The 18,657-nt window shown below is 65.5% G+C and carries 14 protein-coding genes and 1 pseudogene; 8 read left to right on the top strand and 7 right to left on the bottom strand.

The features are described from left to right. The first annotated feature begins 356 nt into the window (after positions 1-356). The 4 genes and pseudogenes from AAE027_RS17855 to AAE027_RS17870 form a co-directional block, all read left to right on the top strand. A complete protein-coding gene (locus tag AAE027_RS17855) occupies positions 357-1,847 on the top strand; it encodes an MFS transporter (RefSeq protein WP_370986843.1) in 1,491 nt (496 codons plus the stop codon). Between the two features lie 384 nt (positions 1,848-2,231). Further along, entirely contained in the window at positions 2,232-2,639 is a 408-nt protein-coding gene (locus AAE027_RS17860) for a hypothetical protein (RefSeq protein WP_370986842.1), read from the top strand. Positions 2,640-2,909: 270 nt separating this feature from the next. Further along, on the top strand, positions 2,910-4,715 hold the full coding sequence (locus AAE027_RS17865; RefSeq protein ID WP_370986841.1) for a peptidoglycan-binding protein: 1,806 nt from the start codon (positions 2,910-2,912) through the stop codon (positions 4,713-4,715). A 42-nt stretch (positions 4,716-4,757) separates the two neighbouring features. Next, positions 4,758-4,969 (top strand): annotated as a pseudogene (locus tag AAE027_RS17870) (MFS transporter); the annotation flags it as partial. A 109-nt stretch (positions 4,970-5,078) separates the two neighbouring features. On the opposite strand, the gene AAE027_RS17875 reads toward AAE027_RS17870, so the two are convergent. Then, entirely contained in the window at positions 5,079-5,765 is a 687-nt protein-coding gene (locus tag AAE027_RS17875) for an RlmE family RNA methyltransferase (RefSeq protein ID WP_249761124.1), read from the bottom strand. Position 5,766: 1 nt separating this feature from the next. Beyond that, a complete protein-coding gene (locus tag AAE027_RS17880; RefSeq protein ID WP_370986840.1) occupies positions 5,767-6,837 on the bottom strand; it encodes a Ppx/GppA phosphatase family protein in 1,071 nt (356 codons plus the stop codon). A 209-nt stretch (positions 6,838-7,046) separates the two neighbouring features. Between AAE027_RS17880 and AAE027_RS17885 the strand changes: the two genes are divergently transcribed. Continuing rightward, positions 7,047-9,419 carry a xanthine dehydrogenase family protein molybdopterin-binding subunit gene (locus AAE027_RS17885; RefSeq protein WP_370986839.1) on the top strand — a complete coding sequence of 791 codons (2,373 nt, stop codon included), beginning with the start codon at positions 7,047-7,049 and terminating at the stop codon, positions 9,417-9,419. Positions 9,420-9,600: 181 nt separating this feature from the next. On the opposite strand, the gene AAE027_RS17890 is transcribed toward AAE027_RS17885, so the two are convergent. Further along, complete coding sequence (locus AAE027_RS17890) at positions 9,601-10,401, bottom strand: hypothetical protein (protein ID WP_370986838.1); 801 nt, start codon at positions 10,399-10,401, stop codon at positions 9,601-9,603. 105 nt (positions 10,402-10,506) lie between these two features. Between AAE027_RS17890 and AAE027_RS17895 the strand changes: the two genes are divergently transcribed. From AAE027_RS17895 to AAE027_RS17905, 3 genes are read left to right on the top strand one after another with little or no spacing between them, the layout of a single operon-like run. Continuing rightward, a complete protein-coding gene (locus AAE027_RS17895; protein WP_370986837.1) occupies positions 10,507-10,998 on the top strand; it encodes a YaiI/YqxD family protein in 492 nt (163 codons plus the stop codon). Between the two features lie 2 nt (positions 10,999-11,000). Beyond that, on the top strand, positions 11,001-12,812 hold the full coding sequence (locus AAE027_RS17900) for an ABC-F family ATP-binding cassette domain-containing protein (RefSeq protein ID WP_370986836.1): 1,812 nt from the start codon (positions 11,001-11,003) through the stop codon (positions 12,810-12,812). A gap of 3 nt (positions 12,813-12,815) precedes the next feature. Continuing rightward, on the top strand, positions 12,816-13,895 hold the full coding sequence (locus AAE027_RS17905; RefSeq protein WP_370986835.1) for a D-TA family PLP-dependent enzyme: 1,080 nt from the start codon (positions 12,816-12,818) through the stop codon (positions 13,893-13,895). A gap of 90 nt (positions 13,896-13,985) precedes the next feature. On the opposite strand, the gene AAE027_RS17910 is transcribed toward AAE027_RS17905, so the two are convergent. From AAE027_RS17910 to AAE027_RS17925, 4 genes are all read right to left on the bottom strand, one after another. Continuing rightward, entirely contained in the window at positions 13,986-15,224 is a 1,239-nt protein-coding gene (locus tag AAE027_RS17910; RefSeq protein ID WP_370986902.1) for a BaiN/RdsA family NAD(P)/FAD-dependent oxidoreductase, read from the bottom strand. Beyond that, the gene (locus AAE027_RS17915) at positions 15,221-16,138 is read right to left on the bottom strand and encodes an SDR family NAD(P)-dependent oxidoreductase (protein ID WP_370986834.1); all 918 of its coding nucleotides are present in this window, start codon (positions 16,136-16,138) and stop codon (positions 15,221-15,223) included. Before AAE027_RS17915 ends, AAE027_RS17910 begins: the two co-directional genes overlap by 4 nt. 232 nt (positions 16,139-16,370) lie before the next feature. Beyond that, positions 16,371-16,850, bottom strand: coding sequence for a MaoC family dehydratase (locus AAE027_RS17920; RefSeq protein ID WP_370986833.1), 480 nt, complete (start codon positions 16,848-16,850; stop codon positions 16,371-16,373). Continuing rightward, on the bottom strand, positions 16,851-18,569 hold the full coding sequence (locus AAE027_RS17925; RefSeq protein ID WP_370986832.1) for an AMP-binding protein: 1,719 nt from the start codon (positions 18,567-18,569) through the stop codon (positions 16,851-16,853). Between the last annotated feature and the right edge of the window lie 88 nt (positions 18,570-18,657).

Here is an 18,657-nt window from a genome sequence, read left to right on the forward strand (position 1 = left end):
CGGCTGCGTGACGAATCAAAGCAATTCGGACCGCCGGCCAGCCATGCACAGGCTTTTTAGGCAAATTCGGCTGGGACAGCCCCGCGGCGCCCCCACCCATCGTCATTCCGGGGCGCGACGAAGTCGCGAGCCCGGAAGCCATTCCCCAGCGATTCCTACGGCCCAATGGATTCTCAGGTGCGCAATTGCGCACCATAGCCCGCGCCAAGCGGCGCACCCCGGAATGACGAGGGAGAGGGTCACACCGTTGTTACGCGGGACTTAGGTGCTATGCGTTGATCCGCAATGGTCCCCGGCAGGAGGCGGTGATAAGCCGCAAGTCCGCCCCTCCTTCCGATTTTCATTACCAATCCGTCATGGTCGACAAGCAACGCGTCATTCCGCTGATCGTGGCCACCGCGCTCTTCATGGAGAACATGGACTCGACGGTGATCGCGACCTCGCTGCCGGCGATCGCGGCCGACATCGGCACCAGCCCCCTGACGCTGAAGCTCGCGATCACCTCCTACCTGCTGTCGCTGGCGGTGTTCATCCCGGCGAGCGGCTGGACCGCCGACCGCTTCGGCGCGCGCATGGTGTTCGCGATCGCGGTCGGCGTGTTCATGGTCGGCTCGGTCGGTTGCGCGCTTTCGACCTCGGTCACCGACTTCGTGTTCGCGCGCATCCTGCAAGGCATGGGCGGGGCGATGATGACCCCGGTCGGGCGTCTCGTGCTGCTGCGCTCGGTCGACAAGAGCGCGCTGGTCAATGCGATGGCCTGGGTGACGGTCCCTGCCCTGATCGGCCCCGTGATCGGGCCGCCGCTCGGCGGCTTCATCACCACCTACGCCTCCTGGCACTGGATCTTCCTGATCAACATCCCGATCGGGCTGCTCGGCATCTTCATGGCGCTGCGCTTCATCGACCCCATCAAGAGCGAGACGCAGGAGCCGTTCGATCTCTACGGCATGGTGCTGGCGGGCATCGGGCTTGCCGGCATCGCGTTTGGCCTCTCCGTCGCCGGGCTCAACCTGCTGCCCTGGAGCACGGCAGCGGCCTTGGTCGTGGGCGGCGCGATCTCGATGACACTGTATGTCCTGCACGCGCGGCGGACGGGATCGCCGGTGCTGGACTTTTCGCTTCTGAAGCTGCCGACGCTGCGCGCGGCCATTTTCGGCGGCTTCCTGTTCCGCCTCGGCATCGGCGCACTGCCTTTCTTGCTGCCGCTGTTGATGCAGATCGGTTTCGGCCTGTCGCCGTTTCATTCCGGCCTCGTCACGTTTGCCTCCTCGCTCGGCGCCATGGGTATGAAGACGCTGGCGGCGCGCCTCATCCGCACCTTCGGCTTCCGCAATCTGATGACGGTGAACGCGGTCGTCAGCGCGTTCTTCCTCGGCGTCTGCGCGCTGTTCACGGTGACGACACCGCTGCTCATCATCATGGTGATCCTGGTGGTGGGTGGCTTCTTCCGTTCGCTGGAGTTCACCGCGATCAACACGGTCGCCTATGCCGACGTCGAGACCGCGCAGATGAGCCGCGCCACCACGCTGGTCAGCGTCAACCAGCAGCTCGCGGTCTCAGCCGGCGTCGCCGTCGGCGCAGCCTGCGTCGAGACGACGATGTGGTTCAGCCATGTCAGCGAGCTCAACGCCACCGTGTTCGCGCCCGCCTTCGTCGTGGTCGCACTGACCTCGGCGGCATCGAGCTGGTTCTTCTGGCAGATGCCCGTTGATGCCGGCTACGAGATCTCCGGCCGCAAGGCAGTGGAGATCGCGAGCCGCAAGGGGGCGGGCAAAGGCGCAGCCAAGGCTGCCGTCAAGGTGGCGACGGAGGATACGCAGGACGTGCGGGATCAGCGGCTGGGGTAACGGAAAGCAGGATGCCGGCTCTCCCCCGGACAAAAGTCCACATGCACAGCAGCCGATCATTTACATCTTTCCGAAATTAGCTTTGACCTGACCCCCGTGGACCGCGCGAAAGGGATAGTCCGAGGCGATGTCGCCGAGCGGCTTTCCTACTCCCGCGCTTACCCCCTGTGGCGCGAGGTCGAACGAACGCCCGCGGACAGCGGGCGTGTGGATCTCTCCAGCCAACGAGATCGCTCCGAGGCGGCCCATCAGCGGGCGCGCGTTCACCGAGATGAACGCTCGTTTATTTTCGTGACTCCTGTTCCTCGCTGGCGCGCGCTTGCAACTTTTGCCCTTCGGCAATGTTGGCACGATGTCGAAACACCAACGTAAGGAGGGACGCGCATGAAAAAGACCGCACTTGTCCTGGCAACCGTCGGCGCGCTCGGCGTGAGCGCGGTGGCGGCACCGACGCCGGCGGAGGCTCGCTGGCACGGTGGTTTTGGGCCGGCGCTGGCAGGCGGATTGCTCGCAGGTGCCCTGATCGGCGGCCTCGCCTCGTCCGCTTACGCCTACGGTCCGGGCTACGGCTACTACGGGTATCCGGGCTATTATGACGACTACTACGCACCGGCGTATTACGGCGGTTACTATCCGTGGGGTGGCTACACCAGGACTTACTACAGCACCAGTTACGCCCCCGCCTACTACGGCTACCGCTATCACCGTGTCGTGCGCCCGGCCTTCGCCTATTACGGCGGACCGTTCCCGCGGCGGCACTTCTATCACCATCGCTGGCACCCTTACTGGTGAAGCGACGCGGCAAGAGAAGGGCCGGCGCGAGGCGCTGAGCCTGCAAAGTGGATTTTTGATCGATGTCTTTATCGCTTCGATCGAGAGAGTCCCGCGCGCGCGATAGCACCGCGACGGAACCGCGCGACTCTCCCGCCTGATAGGAACGATGGCATCGGCGCATCGTTCACAGGCATCGGAAAACTCGAATGAGGGCTCGGCTTGTCTCGAGCCCTGAGCTTCGAAGGTTCCCCATCAACGGATGCTGCAAAGCAAATGGAGGAGGTTCAGGTGAACACGAGAAAGAACAGGTTCCTATTGACCACAGCAGTGCTGCTCGCCGGCGTCAGCCTGGCATCGGCTCAAGGCATGCGTGAAGGCGCCGGCGGCGGGATGAGCGGAGGCGCGGCCGCCGGCGCGGAATCCGGCCGATCGGGCGGCGGAATGTCGCAAGGTGCAGGCGGCGCCTCTCACCGCGAAGGAATGACCCAGGGCCGCGCAGGTGGTCGGGCCGAGGGTCCCGCTGCGGCGCCGTCGCGTTCTGAGCGTAGCGAGGGAATGCGTGCTAGTGGCAAGGCCGATAGGGGCGAACGTCAGGCCGTCGATCAGGGCCGCGGCGCCCGCGACAACGCGCGTCAGTCCCAATCTGAAGGCGAGAAGCGTGGCAAGGACCAAACCGTTGGTCAGAGCCGAGGCGGCCCCGACCAAGCGCGTCAGTCCAGGTCCGAGCGCGACAAGAGCGGAATGAAGGACCAAACCACCGGTCAGAGCCGCAGCGACCGCGACGCTACGCGTCAGTCGCAAGGCGCAGGACAGGGTAAGAGCGCGACCACAGGCGCTAACACCAAGGACAATGTCCAAGGCAAGAACGCGCAGGGTCAGAGCAAGACAACGACCGGCGCGAACACCAAGGACAATGCCCAAGGCAAGAATGTGCAGGGTCAGAGCACGACGACTGGCGCCAAGGGCAACGCCCAGGGCCAGAACGCGCAGGGCCAGAGCGCGCCAACGACTGGCGCGAACACCAACAACGCGCAAGCCCCGAGTGCCCAGCAGGGCACGACGACCGGCGCCAACACTCAAGGACAGGTCAACACCCAGGCGCAGGCCCAGGGTGGGACTACCCAGAGCTTGTCCGGCCGCGTGCAAGTGAGCGCACAGCAGCAGACAACGCTGCAGCAATCGGTGTTGAGCTCACGCAATGTGGATCGCGTGCGGGTCAACTTCAATTCCATCAACTTCCGGATCAATACTGGCGTGGTGGTGCCGCGGAACATCTCCGTGGTCGCCATCTCGACATTCCCGGTGCTGATCGACATCTATCCGGCCTATCGGGACGACAGCTTCTTCGTCGTGGATGACGAGATCATCGTCGTCGACCGAAGCCACAGGATCGTCGACGCCATTCCCGCCGGCCCAAGAACGCACTTTGCCCGGCGCGGCAGCGTGAGCGGTGGCGGTGGCAACATCGCCGCGCTGGATCTCAGCCCCGACGAGATCCGCATTGTTCAACGGGTGCTGATTGAACGCGGCCTGATGTCTGGCCAAGCAGACGGCATCCTCGGGCCCGCTACGCGCGAAGCGCTGATCACCTTCCAGAGACGGGAAGGTTTCCAGACCACCGGCTCGATCGATACCCGGACGGTCGCTGCACTAGGCGTCTCCAACCAGATCCGCGCCACGCAGGGCCAATCGACGACCACTGGTCAGGGGGCGACTGGCCAGTCGACGCAGCAGAACACGACCGGGCAAAGCACCGGTCAGACCAACGCGCCGGCGCAGCAAAACCAGACCAATGCGCCGGCACAGCAGAACCAGACCACCGGCCAGGCTGGGCAGAACCAGCCATCCACAACGGGCCAGGCTCAGCAGAACCAACCGTCCACAACCGGCCAGGCTCAGCAGAACCAACCGGCGCCGTCGGGCCAGGCAGGCACACAACCGCCTGCTGGTCAGACCACCGGACAAGCGCCGGTCCAAAGCAACAGTCAGTCCACCAACCAGCCCAGCAACACGCCGTCTGGGCAAACCAACCAGAATAATGCCCCGCCGCCTTCGGCGTCGGGTCAGCCGGCTCAGAATCAACCCAACCGGTAAGATGCCCCCAAAGCCCCGCCTCTGGCGGGGCTCTTTTTTGCGGCCACCGTGTTCGCGGCGGCCTTCGTCGTAGTGGCGCTGACTTCGGCGTATCGAGCTGGGTTCTTCTGGCAGATGCCCGTTGATGCCGGCTACGAGATCTCCGCAAGGCGGTGGAGATCGCGAGCCGCAAGGGTGCGGGCAAAGGCGCAGCCAAGGCGGCGGTCAAGGTGGCGACGGAGGATACGCAGGACGTGCGGGATCAGAGGTTGGGTAGTCTCTCTTCTCGTCATTGCGAGCGAAGCGAAGCAATCCAGAGTCTCTCCGCGGAAATACTCTGGATTGCTTCGTCGCAAGGGCTCCTCGCAATGACGGAGTTGGTTGCTACGCCTTCGCCCCGCCCCGAAATCCCGTCGCGAGCACGTAGCGTTCCGAGGAATCCTGCCGGCTCGCCGCGGGCTTGACGTGGCGCACGGTGGCAAAATCGCGCTTGAGCTGGGCCAGCAGCTCGGCGTCGGCGCCGCTCTGGAACGTCTTGGCGAGAAACGTGCCGCCGGGCTTGAGCACGTCGCAGGCGAACGCGGCCGCGGTCTCGACCAGGCCGACGATGCGGAGCTGATCGGTCTTGCGGTGGCCGGTGGTGTTGGCGGCCATGTCGGACATCACGACATCGGCGCCGCCGCCCAGCATCGCGGTGAGCTTCTCGGGGGCGTCATTGTCCATGAAGTCGAGCTGCGCGAAATCGACGCCGGGAATTTCGGGCATCTCCAGCAGGTCGATCGCGACGACCTTGCCCTTGCCTTCGGTAGAGCCGACGCGCTTGGCCGCGATCTGGCTCCAGCCGCCGGGCGCCGCGCCGAGATCGACCACGGCCATGCCGGGCTTCAGAAGACGAAACTTGTCGTCCATCTCCAGGAGCTTGAACGCCGCGCGCGAGCGATAGCCCGCCGCCTTGGCCTTGGCGACATAGGGATCGTTGAGCTGCCGCTCCAGCCACAGCTTGGACGAGAGCTTGCGCTTGCCGCCGGTCTTGACCTGGACGTGCAAGCGGCCGGTGGTGTCTTTCGCCATCTCACCAGCTCCTGAGCGCGCCGTCCTCGCGCATCATCTCGACCAGCATGCCCTCGCGCAGGCCGCGATCGGCGACGCGCAGGCGCGGCAGCGGGAAGGCGTGCCTGATCGCATCGAGGATGGCGCAGCCGGCCAGCACGAGGTCGGCGCGCTCGACGCTGATGCAATTGTTGCCGGCGCGCTCCTCGTAGCTCATGCCGAGCAGCTTGTTGGTGGTCGCGGTGATGTCAGCATCGTTCATCCAGATGCTGTCGATGCGGCGGCGATCATAGCGCGCGAGGTTGAGATGGATGCCGGCAAGCGTCGTCACCGTGCCGGAGGTGCCGAGCAGATGCATGTCGGTGAGATCGCGGCCGTGCTCTGCCGCGAACGGCGCGACGTGATTGGCGACCTCGCGCTCCATCGCGGCATAGATTTCCGGCGTGACGTCGCGGCCGCCGAACTGCTCGGCAAGCGTGACCACGCCGAACGGGATCGACATCCAGGCCCGGATCCGCTGCTCCGGATTTGTGGGGTTGCGCTCGATCCGCACCAGCTCGGTCGAGCCGCCGCCGATGTCGAACAGGATCGCGCCGCGCCCCCTGGGATCGACCAGCGGCGAACAGCCGAGCACGGCGAGCGCCGCCTCGGTCTCGCGGTCGATCACCTCGAGCTCGATCCCGGTCTCGGCCGCGACGCGGCTGCGGAAACCTTCCGCATTCGAGGCCGCGCGGCAGGCTTCGGTCGCGATCAGCCGCAGCCGCCGCGCCTTGCGCAGATTGATCTTGTCACGGCAGATGCTGAGCGCGGCGATGGCGCGCTCGATCGCGGCATCGCTGATGCAGCCCGTCGCCGAGACGCCCTCGCCGAGCCGGATGATGCGCGAGAAGGAATCAACCACGCGAAAGCCGTCGTGGGTCGGACAGGCGATCAGGAGCCGGCAATTGTTGGTGCCGAGGTCCAGCGCCGCGTAGACGCCGGTTCCCGACTGAGCGGCGACGACCGGTCCAGTGGCCAATGCCACCGCCGCCATCGCCCCCTCCAGCTCACCGGGCAGCCCGTGGCCATCGCGGAGCCGCGTGTGGTCATTCATACAAACTGTCTTTCCGCGGCCCGATGGGCCGATCTGGAATTGCTTTTTTCGCCTGAAACATTAGCAGCGCGGCAGGTCTGCGCAACATCGCATCACATGGGACCATGTCCATTCGTGCGTTGTCGTGAACGGGGTCGTGGGTTATCTGAGGGGGTCCGGTCCCCCGCTGCCGCGAAAATGCGCAAATACCGGCTTTTCAGGTCTTTCCCATGCAAGAACACACCAAATCGTCCACGCTCGAAAACGCTATTGCACTGCAAAAATATGGCGTCGGGCAGCCCGTCCGCCGCAAGGAGGACGACACGCTGGTGCGCGGCAAGGGCCGCTACACCGACGATTTCAACCTGCCCGGCCAGGCCTATGCCGTGATCGTCCGTTCCACTCACGCCCACGGCATCATCCGCGGCATCGGCATTGACGCCGCCAAGGCGATGCCGGGCGTGCTGGGGGTGTGGACCGGTAGGGATCTCGATGCCGCCGGCTACGGCCCTTTCACCTGCGGCCTGCCGCTGAAGAGCCGCGACGGCTCGCCCCTGCTCCAGACCAACCGCCAGCCGCTGGCGACCGACAAGGTCCGCTTCGTCGGCGATCCCGTCGCCTTCGTGGTGGCAGAGACGCTGGCCCAGGCGCGCGATGCGGCCGAAACGGTCGAGGTCGACGTCGAGCCACTGCCGGCGGTGACCGACCCCGAGGAAGCGGCCAAGCCCGGCGCGCCGCAGCTCTATGACCATATCCCTGATAACGTGGCGCTCGACTACCACTATGGCGACATGGAGAAGGTGAACGCAGTCTTTGCCAGCGCCGCCCATGTCACCAAGATCGACATCGAGAACACCCGCGTCGCCGTGGTCTCGATGGAGCCGCGCGTGGGCCTTGCCTCCTATGACAAGAAGACCGAGCGCTACACGCTTCAGGTGCCGACGCAGGGCGTCGCCGGCAACCGCGCCAACCTCGCCAAGAACCTCAAAGTGCCGAACGAGAAGGTGCGCATCCTCACCGCCAATGTCGGCGGCTCCTTCGGCATGAAGAACATCAACTATCCCGAATACATGTGCATCCTGTACGGGGCGAAGGCTCTGGGTCGGCCGGTGAAATGGCTGGACGAGCGCTCCACCAGCTTCCTCTCCGACAGCCACGGCCGTGCACAAAAGATCCACGCCGAGCTCGCGCTCGACGCCGAGGGGCATTTCCTCGCGGCGAAGCTGTCCGGCTACGGCAATCTCGGCGCTTACATCACCGGCGTTGCGCCGGGGCCGCTCTCGCTGAACACCGGCAAGAACTTTTCCAGCGTCTACCGCACGCCGCTGATGGCGGTCGACATCAAGACGGTGCTGACCAACACCACGCTGATGGGCGCCTATCGCGGCGCCGGTCGTCCCGAGGCGAACTACTACATGGAGCGGCTGATCGACCGCGCCGCCGACGAGATGGGCATCAACCGGCTGACCTTGCGCAAGCGCAACTTCATCAAGCCGACCCAGATGCCGTTCCCAGCCTCCTCCGGCGTGACCTATGACAGCGGCGACTTCCAGGCCGTGTTCAACAAGGCGCTCGAGATCTCCGACCACGAGAATTTCTCCAAGCGCAAAAAGGAGAGCAAAAAGGCCGGCAAGCTGCGCGGCATCGCAGTCGGCTCCTATCTCGAGGTCACCGCGCCGCCGAGCCCGGAGCTCGGCAAGATCGTGTTCGATGCTGACGGCAGCGTGCAGCTCATCACCGGGACGCTCGATTACGGCCAGGGCCATGCCACCCCGTTCGCGCAGGTTTTGTGCGAGCAGCTCGGCGTTCCCTTCGAGCGCGTCAAGCTGGTTCAGGGCGACAGCGACATCGTCCACACCGGCAGCGGCACCGGCGGCTCGCGTTCGATCACCGCGAGCGGCATGGCGATCGTGGGCGCCGCCAAGCTCGTGATCGAAAAGGGCAAGCACGCCGCCGCGCACATGCTGGAAGCATCCGAAGCCGACATCGAGTTCGCCGACGGCCGCTTCACCATCGCCGGCACCGACCGCAGCATCGACATCATGGAGCTCGCCAAGAAGCTGCATGACGGCAAGACGCCGGAGGGCGTGCCCGACAGCCTCGACGTCGACCACACCAGCGAGCCGGTGCCCTCGGCCTTCCCGAACGGCTGCCATGTCGCCGAGGTCGAGATCGATCCGGAGACCGGCGTGGTGCAGATCGTGCGCTACAGCGCGGTCAACGATTTCGGCACGGTGATCAATCCGATGCTGGTCGCGGGCCAGCTCCATGGCGGCGTCGTCCAGGGCATCGGCCAAGCGCTGATGGAGCACGTCCGCTACGACGAGAGCGGCCAGCCGATCACGGGCTCGCTGATGGACTATGCCCTGCCCCGCGCCGAGGACGTGCCCAACATGACGGTCGGCGATCACCCGGTGCCGGCGACGACCAATCCGCTCGGCAGCAAGGGCTGCGGCGAAGCCGGCTGCGCCGGCAGCCTGTCGACGGTGGTGAATGCGGTGCTGGACGCGCTCTCCGACTACGGCATCAAGCACATCGACATGCCGCTGACCCCGGAGCGGGTATGGCGCGCGATCCAGGAGGCGAAGGCCAAGGCGGCGTAAGGGCCTCTTTCGCAGACGATCACTCGCCGCCGCCACACGCACAACTGTCGTCGCCCGACTTGATCGGGCGATCCAGTACTCCGAGGCGGCGGTTATTCACGGATGGGCCGCGGCGTACTGGATGCCCCGGTCAAGCCGGGGCATGACACCGCGTTTTGTGGTGACAGGCTTGCCTTCTCCATTACGCCGCCGCCTGCTCACGTGGCTGGTAGATCGCGGTGTGCTGGCAATGCGCCAGCGGCGTGGTGCCGTTGGCAACGACGAGCGCGTCGAGCTCGACGAAGCGGTGGCCTTTCTTCTCGTAGTTCGCGGCGACTTTTGCCCGCGCGGTGATCTCGTCACCGATGCGTGCGGCTGACAAGAGCTGCATGCGGCTGCCGACGTGGATCCACGGGCCGAGGATGGTGTTGTCAACCAGCACGCGGTTCATCACCCGCTGGATCAGGCCGGGATGGCCGAGGCCCTCGCGCGCAAAGATCGGATCGGTCTCCCTGATGTCGGCGAGATAGTCGGCCGCATCCTGTCCCGCCCAGCGGCGCGGCGTCGTGCCGAACCACTTGCCGGTCTCGAACGTCGCCGGGCTGACCGGCTTGCGCTCGGCAACCGCGGGGACCGCGACATAGTCGCTCAACGACACCGCAGGCGGGGCCGCCGGCAGCGAGGCCGTTCCGGTCGCGCACAGCTCGGTGCGGCTGAATACTTCGATCGTGAGCAGGCCATTGTGCTCGGTGGCGTCGACATCGGCGCTCTCGCCGTCATAGACCGGTTTGATGAACCGCGCCTCGACCAGCCCGCGCGACAAGAAATCGCGACCCCAGCGCGCCAACGGCACGTGCATCATGTAGGCGAACACATCGACGCCCGGCACCAGCCCGCCCTCGAAGCCGAAACGGCGCGCCACCGTGTCGTCATGCATCTTATTCTCGGACTGTTTTGCGGTGTTGTAGGCCTCGACGCGATAGGTTTCGAGCCGGTTCGGCATGGGTCGCCTTCCCTGTGTTCTCATTGTTTCGGAGCGATCGTAGGCCCCAGGGAACAGCGGTCAATCCCCTCGCCTTTGCGGCCCGAATGGGGTACCACGCGGCCAATGACTGACACCCCCACCCGCATCTATGTCGACGCCGACGCCTGTCCGGTGAAGGACGAAATCTACCGCGTCGCGCTCCGCCACGGCGTGCCCGTGAGCGTCGTCGCCGGCAACTTTATTCGAGTGCCCCACGATCCCCTGATCGAGCGCATTGCTGCCGGCGCCGGCATGGACGCGGCCGACGACTGGATCGCGGAACGCGCCAGGCCCGGCGATGTCGTCGTGACATCAGACATTCCGCTGGCGAGCCGCTGCGTGAAAGCGGGCGCCGACGTGATCGCGCCGAACGGAAAGCCGTTCACGGAAGAGTCGATCGGGATGACGCTGGCGGTGCGCAACCTGATGACGGATCTGCGTTCGGCCGGCGAAGTCACCGGCGGCCCGCGCTCGTTCGCGCCGCGCGACCGTTCCGCATTCCTCTCGGCGCTCGACCAGACGCTGCGCCGGATCCAGCGCCGCCGCGCTGACCAGACCGTCACCAGTCAGGGCTGATCATGGCGCCGCCGCTGATCCAACTGAAAGACATCAGGCTGACCTTTGGCGGTACGCCGCTGCTGAGCGGCGTCGAACTCAATGTCGCACCAAGCGAGCGCGTCTGTCTGATCGGCCGCAACGGGTCCGGCAAATCGACGTTACTCAAGATCGCCGCCGGCCTCATCGAGCCCGATGGCGGCACGCGTTTCGTGCAGCCCGGCGCCACAGTTCGCTATCTGCCGCAGGAGCCGGATTTCGGCGAACTCAAGACCACGCTCGCCTATGTCGAGGCGGGGCTTGCGCCCGGCGACGACCAGCACCAGGCGCGTTATCTCTTGGAGCAGCTTGGCCTCACCGGCGAGGAGAACCCGCATAATCTCTCCGGCGGCGAGGCCCGCCGCGCGGCGCTCGCCCGCGTGCTGGCGCCCTCGCCCGACATCCTGCTGCTGGACGAGCCGACCAACCATCTCGATCTCTCCACCATCGAGTGGCTTGAAAAGGAGCTGGACAGCCGGCGCAGCGCGCTGGTGCTGATCAGCCACGACCGCCGCTTCCTCACCAATCTGTCGCGCTCCACCGCCTGGCTCGACCGCGGCAAGATCAAGCAGATCGACCGCGGCTTTGCCTCGTTCGAGAGCTGGCGCGACGAGGTGCTGGCCGAAGAAGAGCGCGACCAGCACAAGCTCGACCGCAAGATCGTCGACGAGGAGCACTGGCTGCGCCACGGCGTCTCCGGCCGGCGCAAGCGCAACGTCAAGCGGCTCGCCAATCTGCATGCGCTGCGCGACCAACGCCGCAATTATCGCGGCACCGCCGGCAGCGCCAATCTCGCGGCCGCGGAAGCGGAGCAATCCGGCAAGCTGGTGATCGAGGCCAAGGGCATCACCAAGGCTTATGGCGAGCGAAAGATCGTCGAGAATTTTTCGACTCGCATCCAGCGCGGCGACCGGCTCGGCATCATCGGCCCCAACGGCGCCGGCAAGACCACGCTGGTCAATCTGCTGACCGGCGGCGCGCAGCCTGATACCGGCACCGTGCGGCTTGGGGCCAATCTGGAAATGGCCACGCTCGACCAGCACCGCGAGAGCCTCGATCCCAAATCGACGCTAGCCGAAGCGCTCACCGGCGGTCGCGGCGACCAAATCATGGTCGGCGGCAAGCCGAAGCATGTCGTTGGCTACATGAAGGACTTCCTGTTCGCGCAGGAGCAGCGCGGCACGCCGCTGGAGGTGCTCTCTGGCGGTGAGCGCGGCCGGCTGATGCTGGCCCGCGCGCTGGCAAAGCCCTCGAACCTCCTTGTGCTGGACGAACCGACCAACGATCTCGACCTCGATACGCTCGACGTGCTCGAGGAGATGCTGGGCGATTACGAGGGCACGGTGATCCTGATCAGCCATGACCGCGACTTCCTCGACCGCGTCGTCACCTCCGTGATCGCGCCTGAGGGCAACGGCAAATGGATCGAATATGCCGGCGGTTACAGCGACATGCTGGTGCAACGCGGCGCGGACCTGAAGCGCGACGCGGCGAAGGCGCAAGCACCGGCAGAGAAGAAAGAGGAGCGCGCAGCTGCTCCCGCTCCTGCACCAAAGCGGCGCCTGAGCTTCAACGAGAAGCACGCCCTGGAGACGCTGCCGAAGAAGATGGAGACGTTGCAGGCCGATATCGCAAGGCTGCAACGGGTCCTCGACGATCCCAATCTCTATGCGAAAGATCGCAAAAAATTCGACGACACCTCCGCCGCCATCGCCAAGGCGCATGACGAATTGTCCGTCGCCGAAGAGCGCTGGCTTGAACTTGAAATGCTGCGTGAAGAAATAGAGCAGGCTTGACCCATGACCACTCCCCTCGCCGCAAAAATCGCCCGTGAATACGGCACGCCCTGCGCCGTCATCGACATGGACAGGGTCGAGCGCAACATCGCGCGCATCCAGAAGGCCTGCGATGAGGCCGGCGTCGCCAACCGTCCCCACATCAAGACGCACAAGAATCCGACCATCGCGAAAATGCAGGTCGCGGCGGGGGCGAAAGGCATCACCTGCCAGAAGCTCGGCGAGGCCGAGATCATGGCCAATGCCGGCATCGACGACATCCTGATCAGCTACAATCTGCTGGGCGAAGAGAAGATGGCGCGGCTCGGCGCGCTCCAGGCGAAGGCGAACATGACGGTCGCCGCCGACAATTCGACCGTCGTCGCCGGTCTGCCGAAAGCGGCTGCGGCGTCAGGCCGTCCGCTCTCGGTCGTGGTCGAATGCGACACCGGCCGCAAGCGCGCCGGCGTCGAGACGCCCGCCGAAGCGGTTGCGCTGGCGCGCGAGATCGCGGCATCCAAGGGGCTGCAATTCGCCGGCTTCATGCTCTACCCGACCGAAACGGGCTGGGCTGACGCACAGAAGTTTTACGACGAGGCGCTGGCCGGCGTGCGCGCGCATGGGCTCGAAGCGAAAATCGTCTCGACCGGCGGCACGCCGAACCTGAAGAACCTCGGCAAGCTCAAGGGCGGCACCGAACACCGCTTCGGCACCTATATCTACAACGACCGCATGCAGGTCGCCGCCGGCGTCGCCAGCTGGGACGATTGCGCTCTGCACATCTATTCGACGGTGGTGAGCCGCGCCGCGCCCGAGCGCGGCATCCTCGATGCCGGCTCGAAGACGCTGACCTCGGACACCGGCGGGCTCGACGGCCACGGCCTGATCCTGGAGCATCCCGAGGCGAAGATCGCGCGCTTTGCCGAGGAGCACGGCTTCCTCGACCTCTCCCGCAGCAACACGCGCCCCAATGTCGGCGACGTCGTCCGCATCGTGCCGAACCATGTCTGCGTCGTCGTCAACATGATGGACGAGGTCGTGATGGTGCGCGGCGAGGAGATCATCGGCACGCTGCCGGTCGCGGCACGGGGGAAGCTGCGGTAGGGGCGCGCTGCTCCCACAGCCGTCATTGCGAGGAGCTCTTGCGACGAAGCAATCCAGACGACCTCCGCGGACGGATTCTGGATTGCTTCGCTACGCTCGCAATGACGATGGTGAGCTAGCGAGCCATTTCAGCACGCCCCTGCCCCCTGCCCCGCCGGTCGCAAACGAGGCCTGCAGGAGATAGCCGCCGGTCGGCGCTTCCCAGTCCAGCATCTCGCCGGCGGCAAATACGCCAGGCAGCTTGCGGATCATGAAATCGGCATCGAGTTCATCGAACGAGATGCCGCCAGCACTCGAGATCGCACGCGCGATTGGCGATACGCCGGTGAGCCCGATCGGCACGGCGTTGATGAGCTCGGCCAATCGTTGGGGCGGCATGGCCGACAGCGATTGGCCGGCGCCAACTGCGGCCTCCTGCAACAACCCAACGGCGATGGGCGAGAGCTGCGCCGCCTTGCGCAGGAAGTTGGAGAACGACTGTTTGCCGCGCGAGGCAGCCAGGCGCTTGACGAGTTCGGCCTCATCGACATCCGGGCGCAAGGCGACGCGCAGCACCGCCTCGCCGTTCGCCGCGATCGCCTCGCGCAATTCGGCCGACAGCGCATAGATCGCCCCGCCTTCGATGCCGGCCCGCGTGATGATTGCCTCGCCGCGCAGGCTGTGCGGGCCGAAGTTTAGCGCAATCCCTTTGAGCGGCTGCCCTTCGAAGCGGGACCGAAAGACGTCGGACCAGGCGACGATGAAGCCGCAATTGGCAGGCCGTAGCGGCGATATCGCGATGCCTTTGTCCGCCAGAATGGTCGTCCAGCCGCCATCGGAGCCAAGCCGCGGCCAGCTTGCGCCGCCGAGCGCCAGCACTGTCGCTTTGGCAGCGATGACAGCCGTTCCATGGCGCGTTTGAAACCGGAGCCGCCCCTCGTCATCCCAACCGGTCCAGCGATGACGAAAGGCGAACCGCACCCCGGTAGCATCGAGCCGCCGAAGCCAAGCGCGCAGCAAGGGCGAGGCCTTGAACGCCTTCGGAAACACTCGGCCGCTGCTGCCGACGAAAGTCGGCTCGCCCAGTGCCTCGCTCCAGGCGCGCAGCGCGTCGGGCGGAAACGCGTCGATGGCAGCCTTCAACTTCGGCGCCGCCGCGCGGTAGCGCGCCATGAACTGCGGCAGCGGCTCGCTGTGGGTGAGATTGAGCCCGCCTCGGCCCGCCATCAGAAACTTGCGGCCGGCTGACGGCATCGCGTCGTACACGGTGACGCGGGCGCCGCCCTGCGCCAGCACCTCCGCCGCCATCAGCCCGGCGGGGCCGGCGCCGATGACGGCGACGGCTGTCAGAGCTTTACCCCCGCCCGCGCCGCGGCCTGCGCCACGTACTTCTGCGTCTGCTCGAACGCCCCCGTCAGCGCCTTGGCCTTCGACATGTCGCTGATCTCGGCAAAATGCGCGGCGACCGCGTCCGGCGTCCATTCGGGCTCCGGCAGGTTGATGCCTTCGCTCTCCAAGATCTTGATCACGGCGAAGGAGCCGGCGCCGGCACCCATGATGGTACGGGTGGGCGCATCCTCGCTCAGCATGTATTCGACTGCGGGCGTGATCGCGTTCGGCTTCATCAGTTGCAGCGCCTGCGGCGGCAGCAGCTCTTCGGTCATGCGGGTCGCCGCCGTCGGCGAGATGATGTTGACGCGAATGTCGTTCTTGCGGCCCTCCTCGGCGAGCACGTTCATCAGGCCGACCATGCCTGATTTCGCCGCGCCGTAATTGGCCTGGCCGAAATTGCCGTAGAGGCCGGAGGATGACGTCGTCAGCACGATGCGGCCGTAATTGCGGTCGCGCATGCCGGCCCAGGCCGCCTTGCAGCAATAGAAGGTGCCGACGAGATGCACGTCGAGCACCTTCTGGAAATCGGCCGCTTCCATCTTGCCAAACGACTTGTCGCGCAGGATGCCGGCATTGGCGCACAAGAGATCGACGCTGCCCCACTCCTTGGTGGCGCGCTCGACCATGGCGGTGACCTGCTCGAAGTTGGAGACGTCGGCGCCGTCGGCCACCGCGGTGCCGCCGGCTTTGCGGATCTCCTCGACCACGGCCTCGGCCGGCGACAGCGAGCCGCCGGTGCCATCACGCGCGCCGCCGAAATCGTTGACCACGACCTTGGCGCCGCGGCTCGCCAATCCCAACGCATGCGCGCGACCCAGACCATTGCCCGCGCCGGTGACGATGGCGACGCGTCCGTCGAACCTGATTGCCATGAGTAAGGGTCTCTATTCTTCTTCCCTTCTCCCCTTGTGGGAGAAGGTGGCGCGAAGCGCCGGATGAGGGGTCTCTCTCTACAGATGCGCTCGCGGAGAGAGACCCCTCACCCGCCTCGCGTTCCGCGAGGCACCCTCTCCCACAAGGGGAGAGGGTGAAACCCCGCTCTCTGGGTTTCCTTTTTGAGCAGCGATGGATGGCCGGGTCAAGCCCGGCCATGACGGCTTGGGCTTACTCGAAGTAGATCAACCCGAGCCAGTCCGCAACCAGCGCGGGCTTGTCCTCGCCTTCGATCTCCACCGTGACGTTGGTGCGGGACTGCAATTCGTTCGGCTTGCGTAGCTTGGCTTCCGCCAGCACGAAACGGCCGCGGACGCGCTTGCCGGAGCGGACCGGCGAAATGAAGCGCAGCTTGTCGAAGCCGTAGTTCACGCCCATCGTGGTGCCCGCGATCACCGGCATCACCTCATAGGACATGATCGACATCAGCGACATCGTGAGAAAACCGTGCGCGATGGTGGTGCCGAACGCGGTTTCCTTCCTCGCCCTTTCAGGGTCGACATGGATGAACTGGTGATCCTCGATCACGTCGGCGTAGGTGTCGATGCGGGGCTGATCGATCAGGTGCCACGACGACACGCCGATCTCCTTACCGACCATGGACTGATAGGCGTCGAGCGTAATCGGCGGCTTCTTCCAGACTTCGTTCACTTAGGTCTCACTCCGTGTTTTCGACAGCTCCGGAAAATCCTCCTCGCGGAATTCCGGGCCGCGCAGGGGATCGGTGCGATCGTCGTCGCGCTCCAGCCTGCGTAGCTGCACGCGGCGGATTTTTCCAGAGATCGTCTTCGGCAGCTCGGTGACGATTTCGAGGCGGCGGATGCGCTTGAATGGCGCGAGACGCGTGTGCAGGTGCTTGAAGATCGACAGCGCGGTCTCGGGCGAGCGCTCTGCGCCCGACGCCAGCAGTACGAAGGCCTTGGGGACCGCGAGCCGGATCGGATCCGGGCTCGGCACCACGGCGGCCTCGGCGACGAGCTCATGCTCGAGCAGCACGCTCTCCAGCTCGAACGGGCTGATTCGGTAGTCGGACGATTTGAACACGTCGTCGGAGCGGCCGACGAAGGTGAGATAGCCATCCTGATCCGCGAACACGACGTCGCCGCTGCGGTAGAGCTCGCCTTCGGCACCGGAGAGCTTGCCGTCATCCCCCTGATAGCCCTGCATCAATCCGGCGGGACGGTTCGCGCCGAGCACCAGGGTCACCTCGCCTTCCTTCGCCGGATTGCCGTCGGCATCGCTGATCTGCACGCGATAGCCCGGCAGCGGCCGGCCCATCGAGCCGATCTTGATAGGCTGGCCCGGCGAATTGCCGGCGAGTGCAGTCGTTTCAGTCTGGCCGTAGCCGTCGCGGATGGTCAGCCCCCAGGCCGCCTGTACCTGGTCGATCACTTCAGGATTGAGCGGCTCGCCGGCGCCGCAGACCTCGCGAAGCGACACCTTGAACGAGGCGAGATTCTCCTGGATGAACAGCCGCCACACCGTCGGCGGCGCACATAGCGTGGTGACGCCACAGCGGCCGATAGTGGCGAGCAGTCCCTTGGCGTCGAAGCGCGGCTGGTTGACCACGAACACGGTCGCGCCCGCATTCCACGGCGCGAAAAAACAGCTCCAGGCATGCTTGGCCCAACCGGGCGATGAGATGTTGAGATGGACGTCGCCGGGCTGCAGCCCGATCCAGTACATGGTGGAGAGATGGCCGACCGGATAGCTGCGCTGACTGTGCCGCACCAGTTTTGGTTTTGCGGTCGTGCCCGAGGTGAAATAGAGCAGCATCGGGTCGTCGGCCTTGGTCGGACCGTCAGGCGCAAAACTCTCCGAAGCGGTCGCCGCCTCGTCATAGGCCAGCCAGCCATCGGACGTCGTGCCGACCACGATGCGGACGATACTCTCGGTACCGAGGCTTGCGAACTTCGCGACCTGATCTTCGGTGGCCACCACCGCCTTCGCCTTGCCGCGATCGAGCCGATCGCGCAGTTCTTCTGCGGTGAGCAGCGTGGTCGCGGGAATCACGACGACGCCGAGCTTCATCGCCGCCAGCATCGTCTCCCACAGCGGAACCACATTGCCGAGCAGCAGCAAGAGATGATCGCCGCGCTTCAAGCCCTGCGCGCGGAGGAAGTTGGCGACCTGGTTCGAGCGCTTCGAGAGAGTCGCGAAAGAGAGCTTGATCTGCCGGTCCTGCGCGGCATCGACGATCCAGAGCGCAGGCCTGTCCCTGCTCTCCGCATTCGTCGCGAGGTCGGCATCGAACCAGTCGAGCGCCCAGTTGAATGGAACCGGATCGGGCCAGCGGAAGCCCTTGACCGCTGTCTCGTAATCCGTGCGGTGCTTGAGCAGAAACGCGCGCGCTTCCTGAAATGTCGTCATGATCCGGGCCCGTCGAATTGACCTTCGACTGTAGCCCGGATGGAGCGAAGCGCAATCGGGGGACGGTCGCGCCAATTGAAAGTGCTGT

It is taken from the genome of Bradyrhizobium sp. DN3 (genome assembly GCF_041357655.1).
Lineage (GTDB): Bacteria > Pseudomonadota > Alphaproteobacteria > Rhizobiales > Xanthobacteraceae > Bradyrhizobium.

What these genes read in the sequence shown, in the direction of transcription:
- AAE027_RS17885 (WP_370986839.1), top strand. Translation starts at nt 7,047, where the DNA reads ATGCAAGAACACACCAAATCGTCCACGCTCGAAAACGCTATTGCACTG.
- AAE027_RS17860 (WP_370986842.1), top strand. Translation starts at nt 2,232, where the DNA reads ATGAAAAAGACCGCACTTGTCCTGGCAACCGTCGGCGCGCTCGGCGTG.
- AAE027_RS17895 (WP_370986837.1), top strand. Translation starts at nt 10,507, where the DNA reads ATGACTGACACCCCCACCCGCATCTATGTCGACGCCGACGCCTGTCCG.
- AAE027_RS17900 (WP_370986836.1), top strand. Translation starts at nt 11,001, where the DNA reads ATGGCGCCGCCGCTGATCCAACTGAAAGACATCAGGCTGACCTTTGGC.
- AAE027_RS17915 (WP_370986834.1), bottom strand. Translation starts at nt 16,138, where the DNA reads ATGGCAATCAGGTTCGACGGACGCGTCGCCATCGTCACCGGCGCGGGC.
- AAE027_RS17880 (WP_370986840.1), bottom strand. Translation starts at nt 6,837, where the DNA reads ATGAATGACCACACGCGGCTCCGCGATGGCCACGGGCTGCCCGGTGAG.
- AAE027_RS17925 (WP_370986832.1), bottom strand. Translation starts at nt 18,569, where the DNA reads ATGACGACATTTCAGGAAGCGCGCGCGTTTCTGCTCAAGCACCGCACG.
- AAE027_RS17875 (WP_249761124.1), bottom strand. Translation starts at nt 5,765, where the DNA reads ATGGCGAAAGACACCACCGGCCGCTTGCACGTCCAGGTCAAGACCGGC.
- AAE027_RS17855 (WP_370986843.1), top strand. Translation starts at nt 357, where the DNA reads ATGGTCGACAAGCAACGCGTCATTCCGCTGATCGTGGCCACCGCGCTC.
- AAE027_RS17905 (WP_370986835.1), top strand. Translation starts at nt 12,816, where the DNA reads ATGACCACTCCCCTCGCCGCAAAAATCGCCCGTGAATACGGCACGCCC.
- AAE027_RS17890 (WP_370986838.1), bottom strand. Translation starts at nt 10,401, where the DNA reads ATGCCGAACCGGCTCGAAACCTATCGCGTCGAGGCCTACAACACCGCA.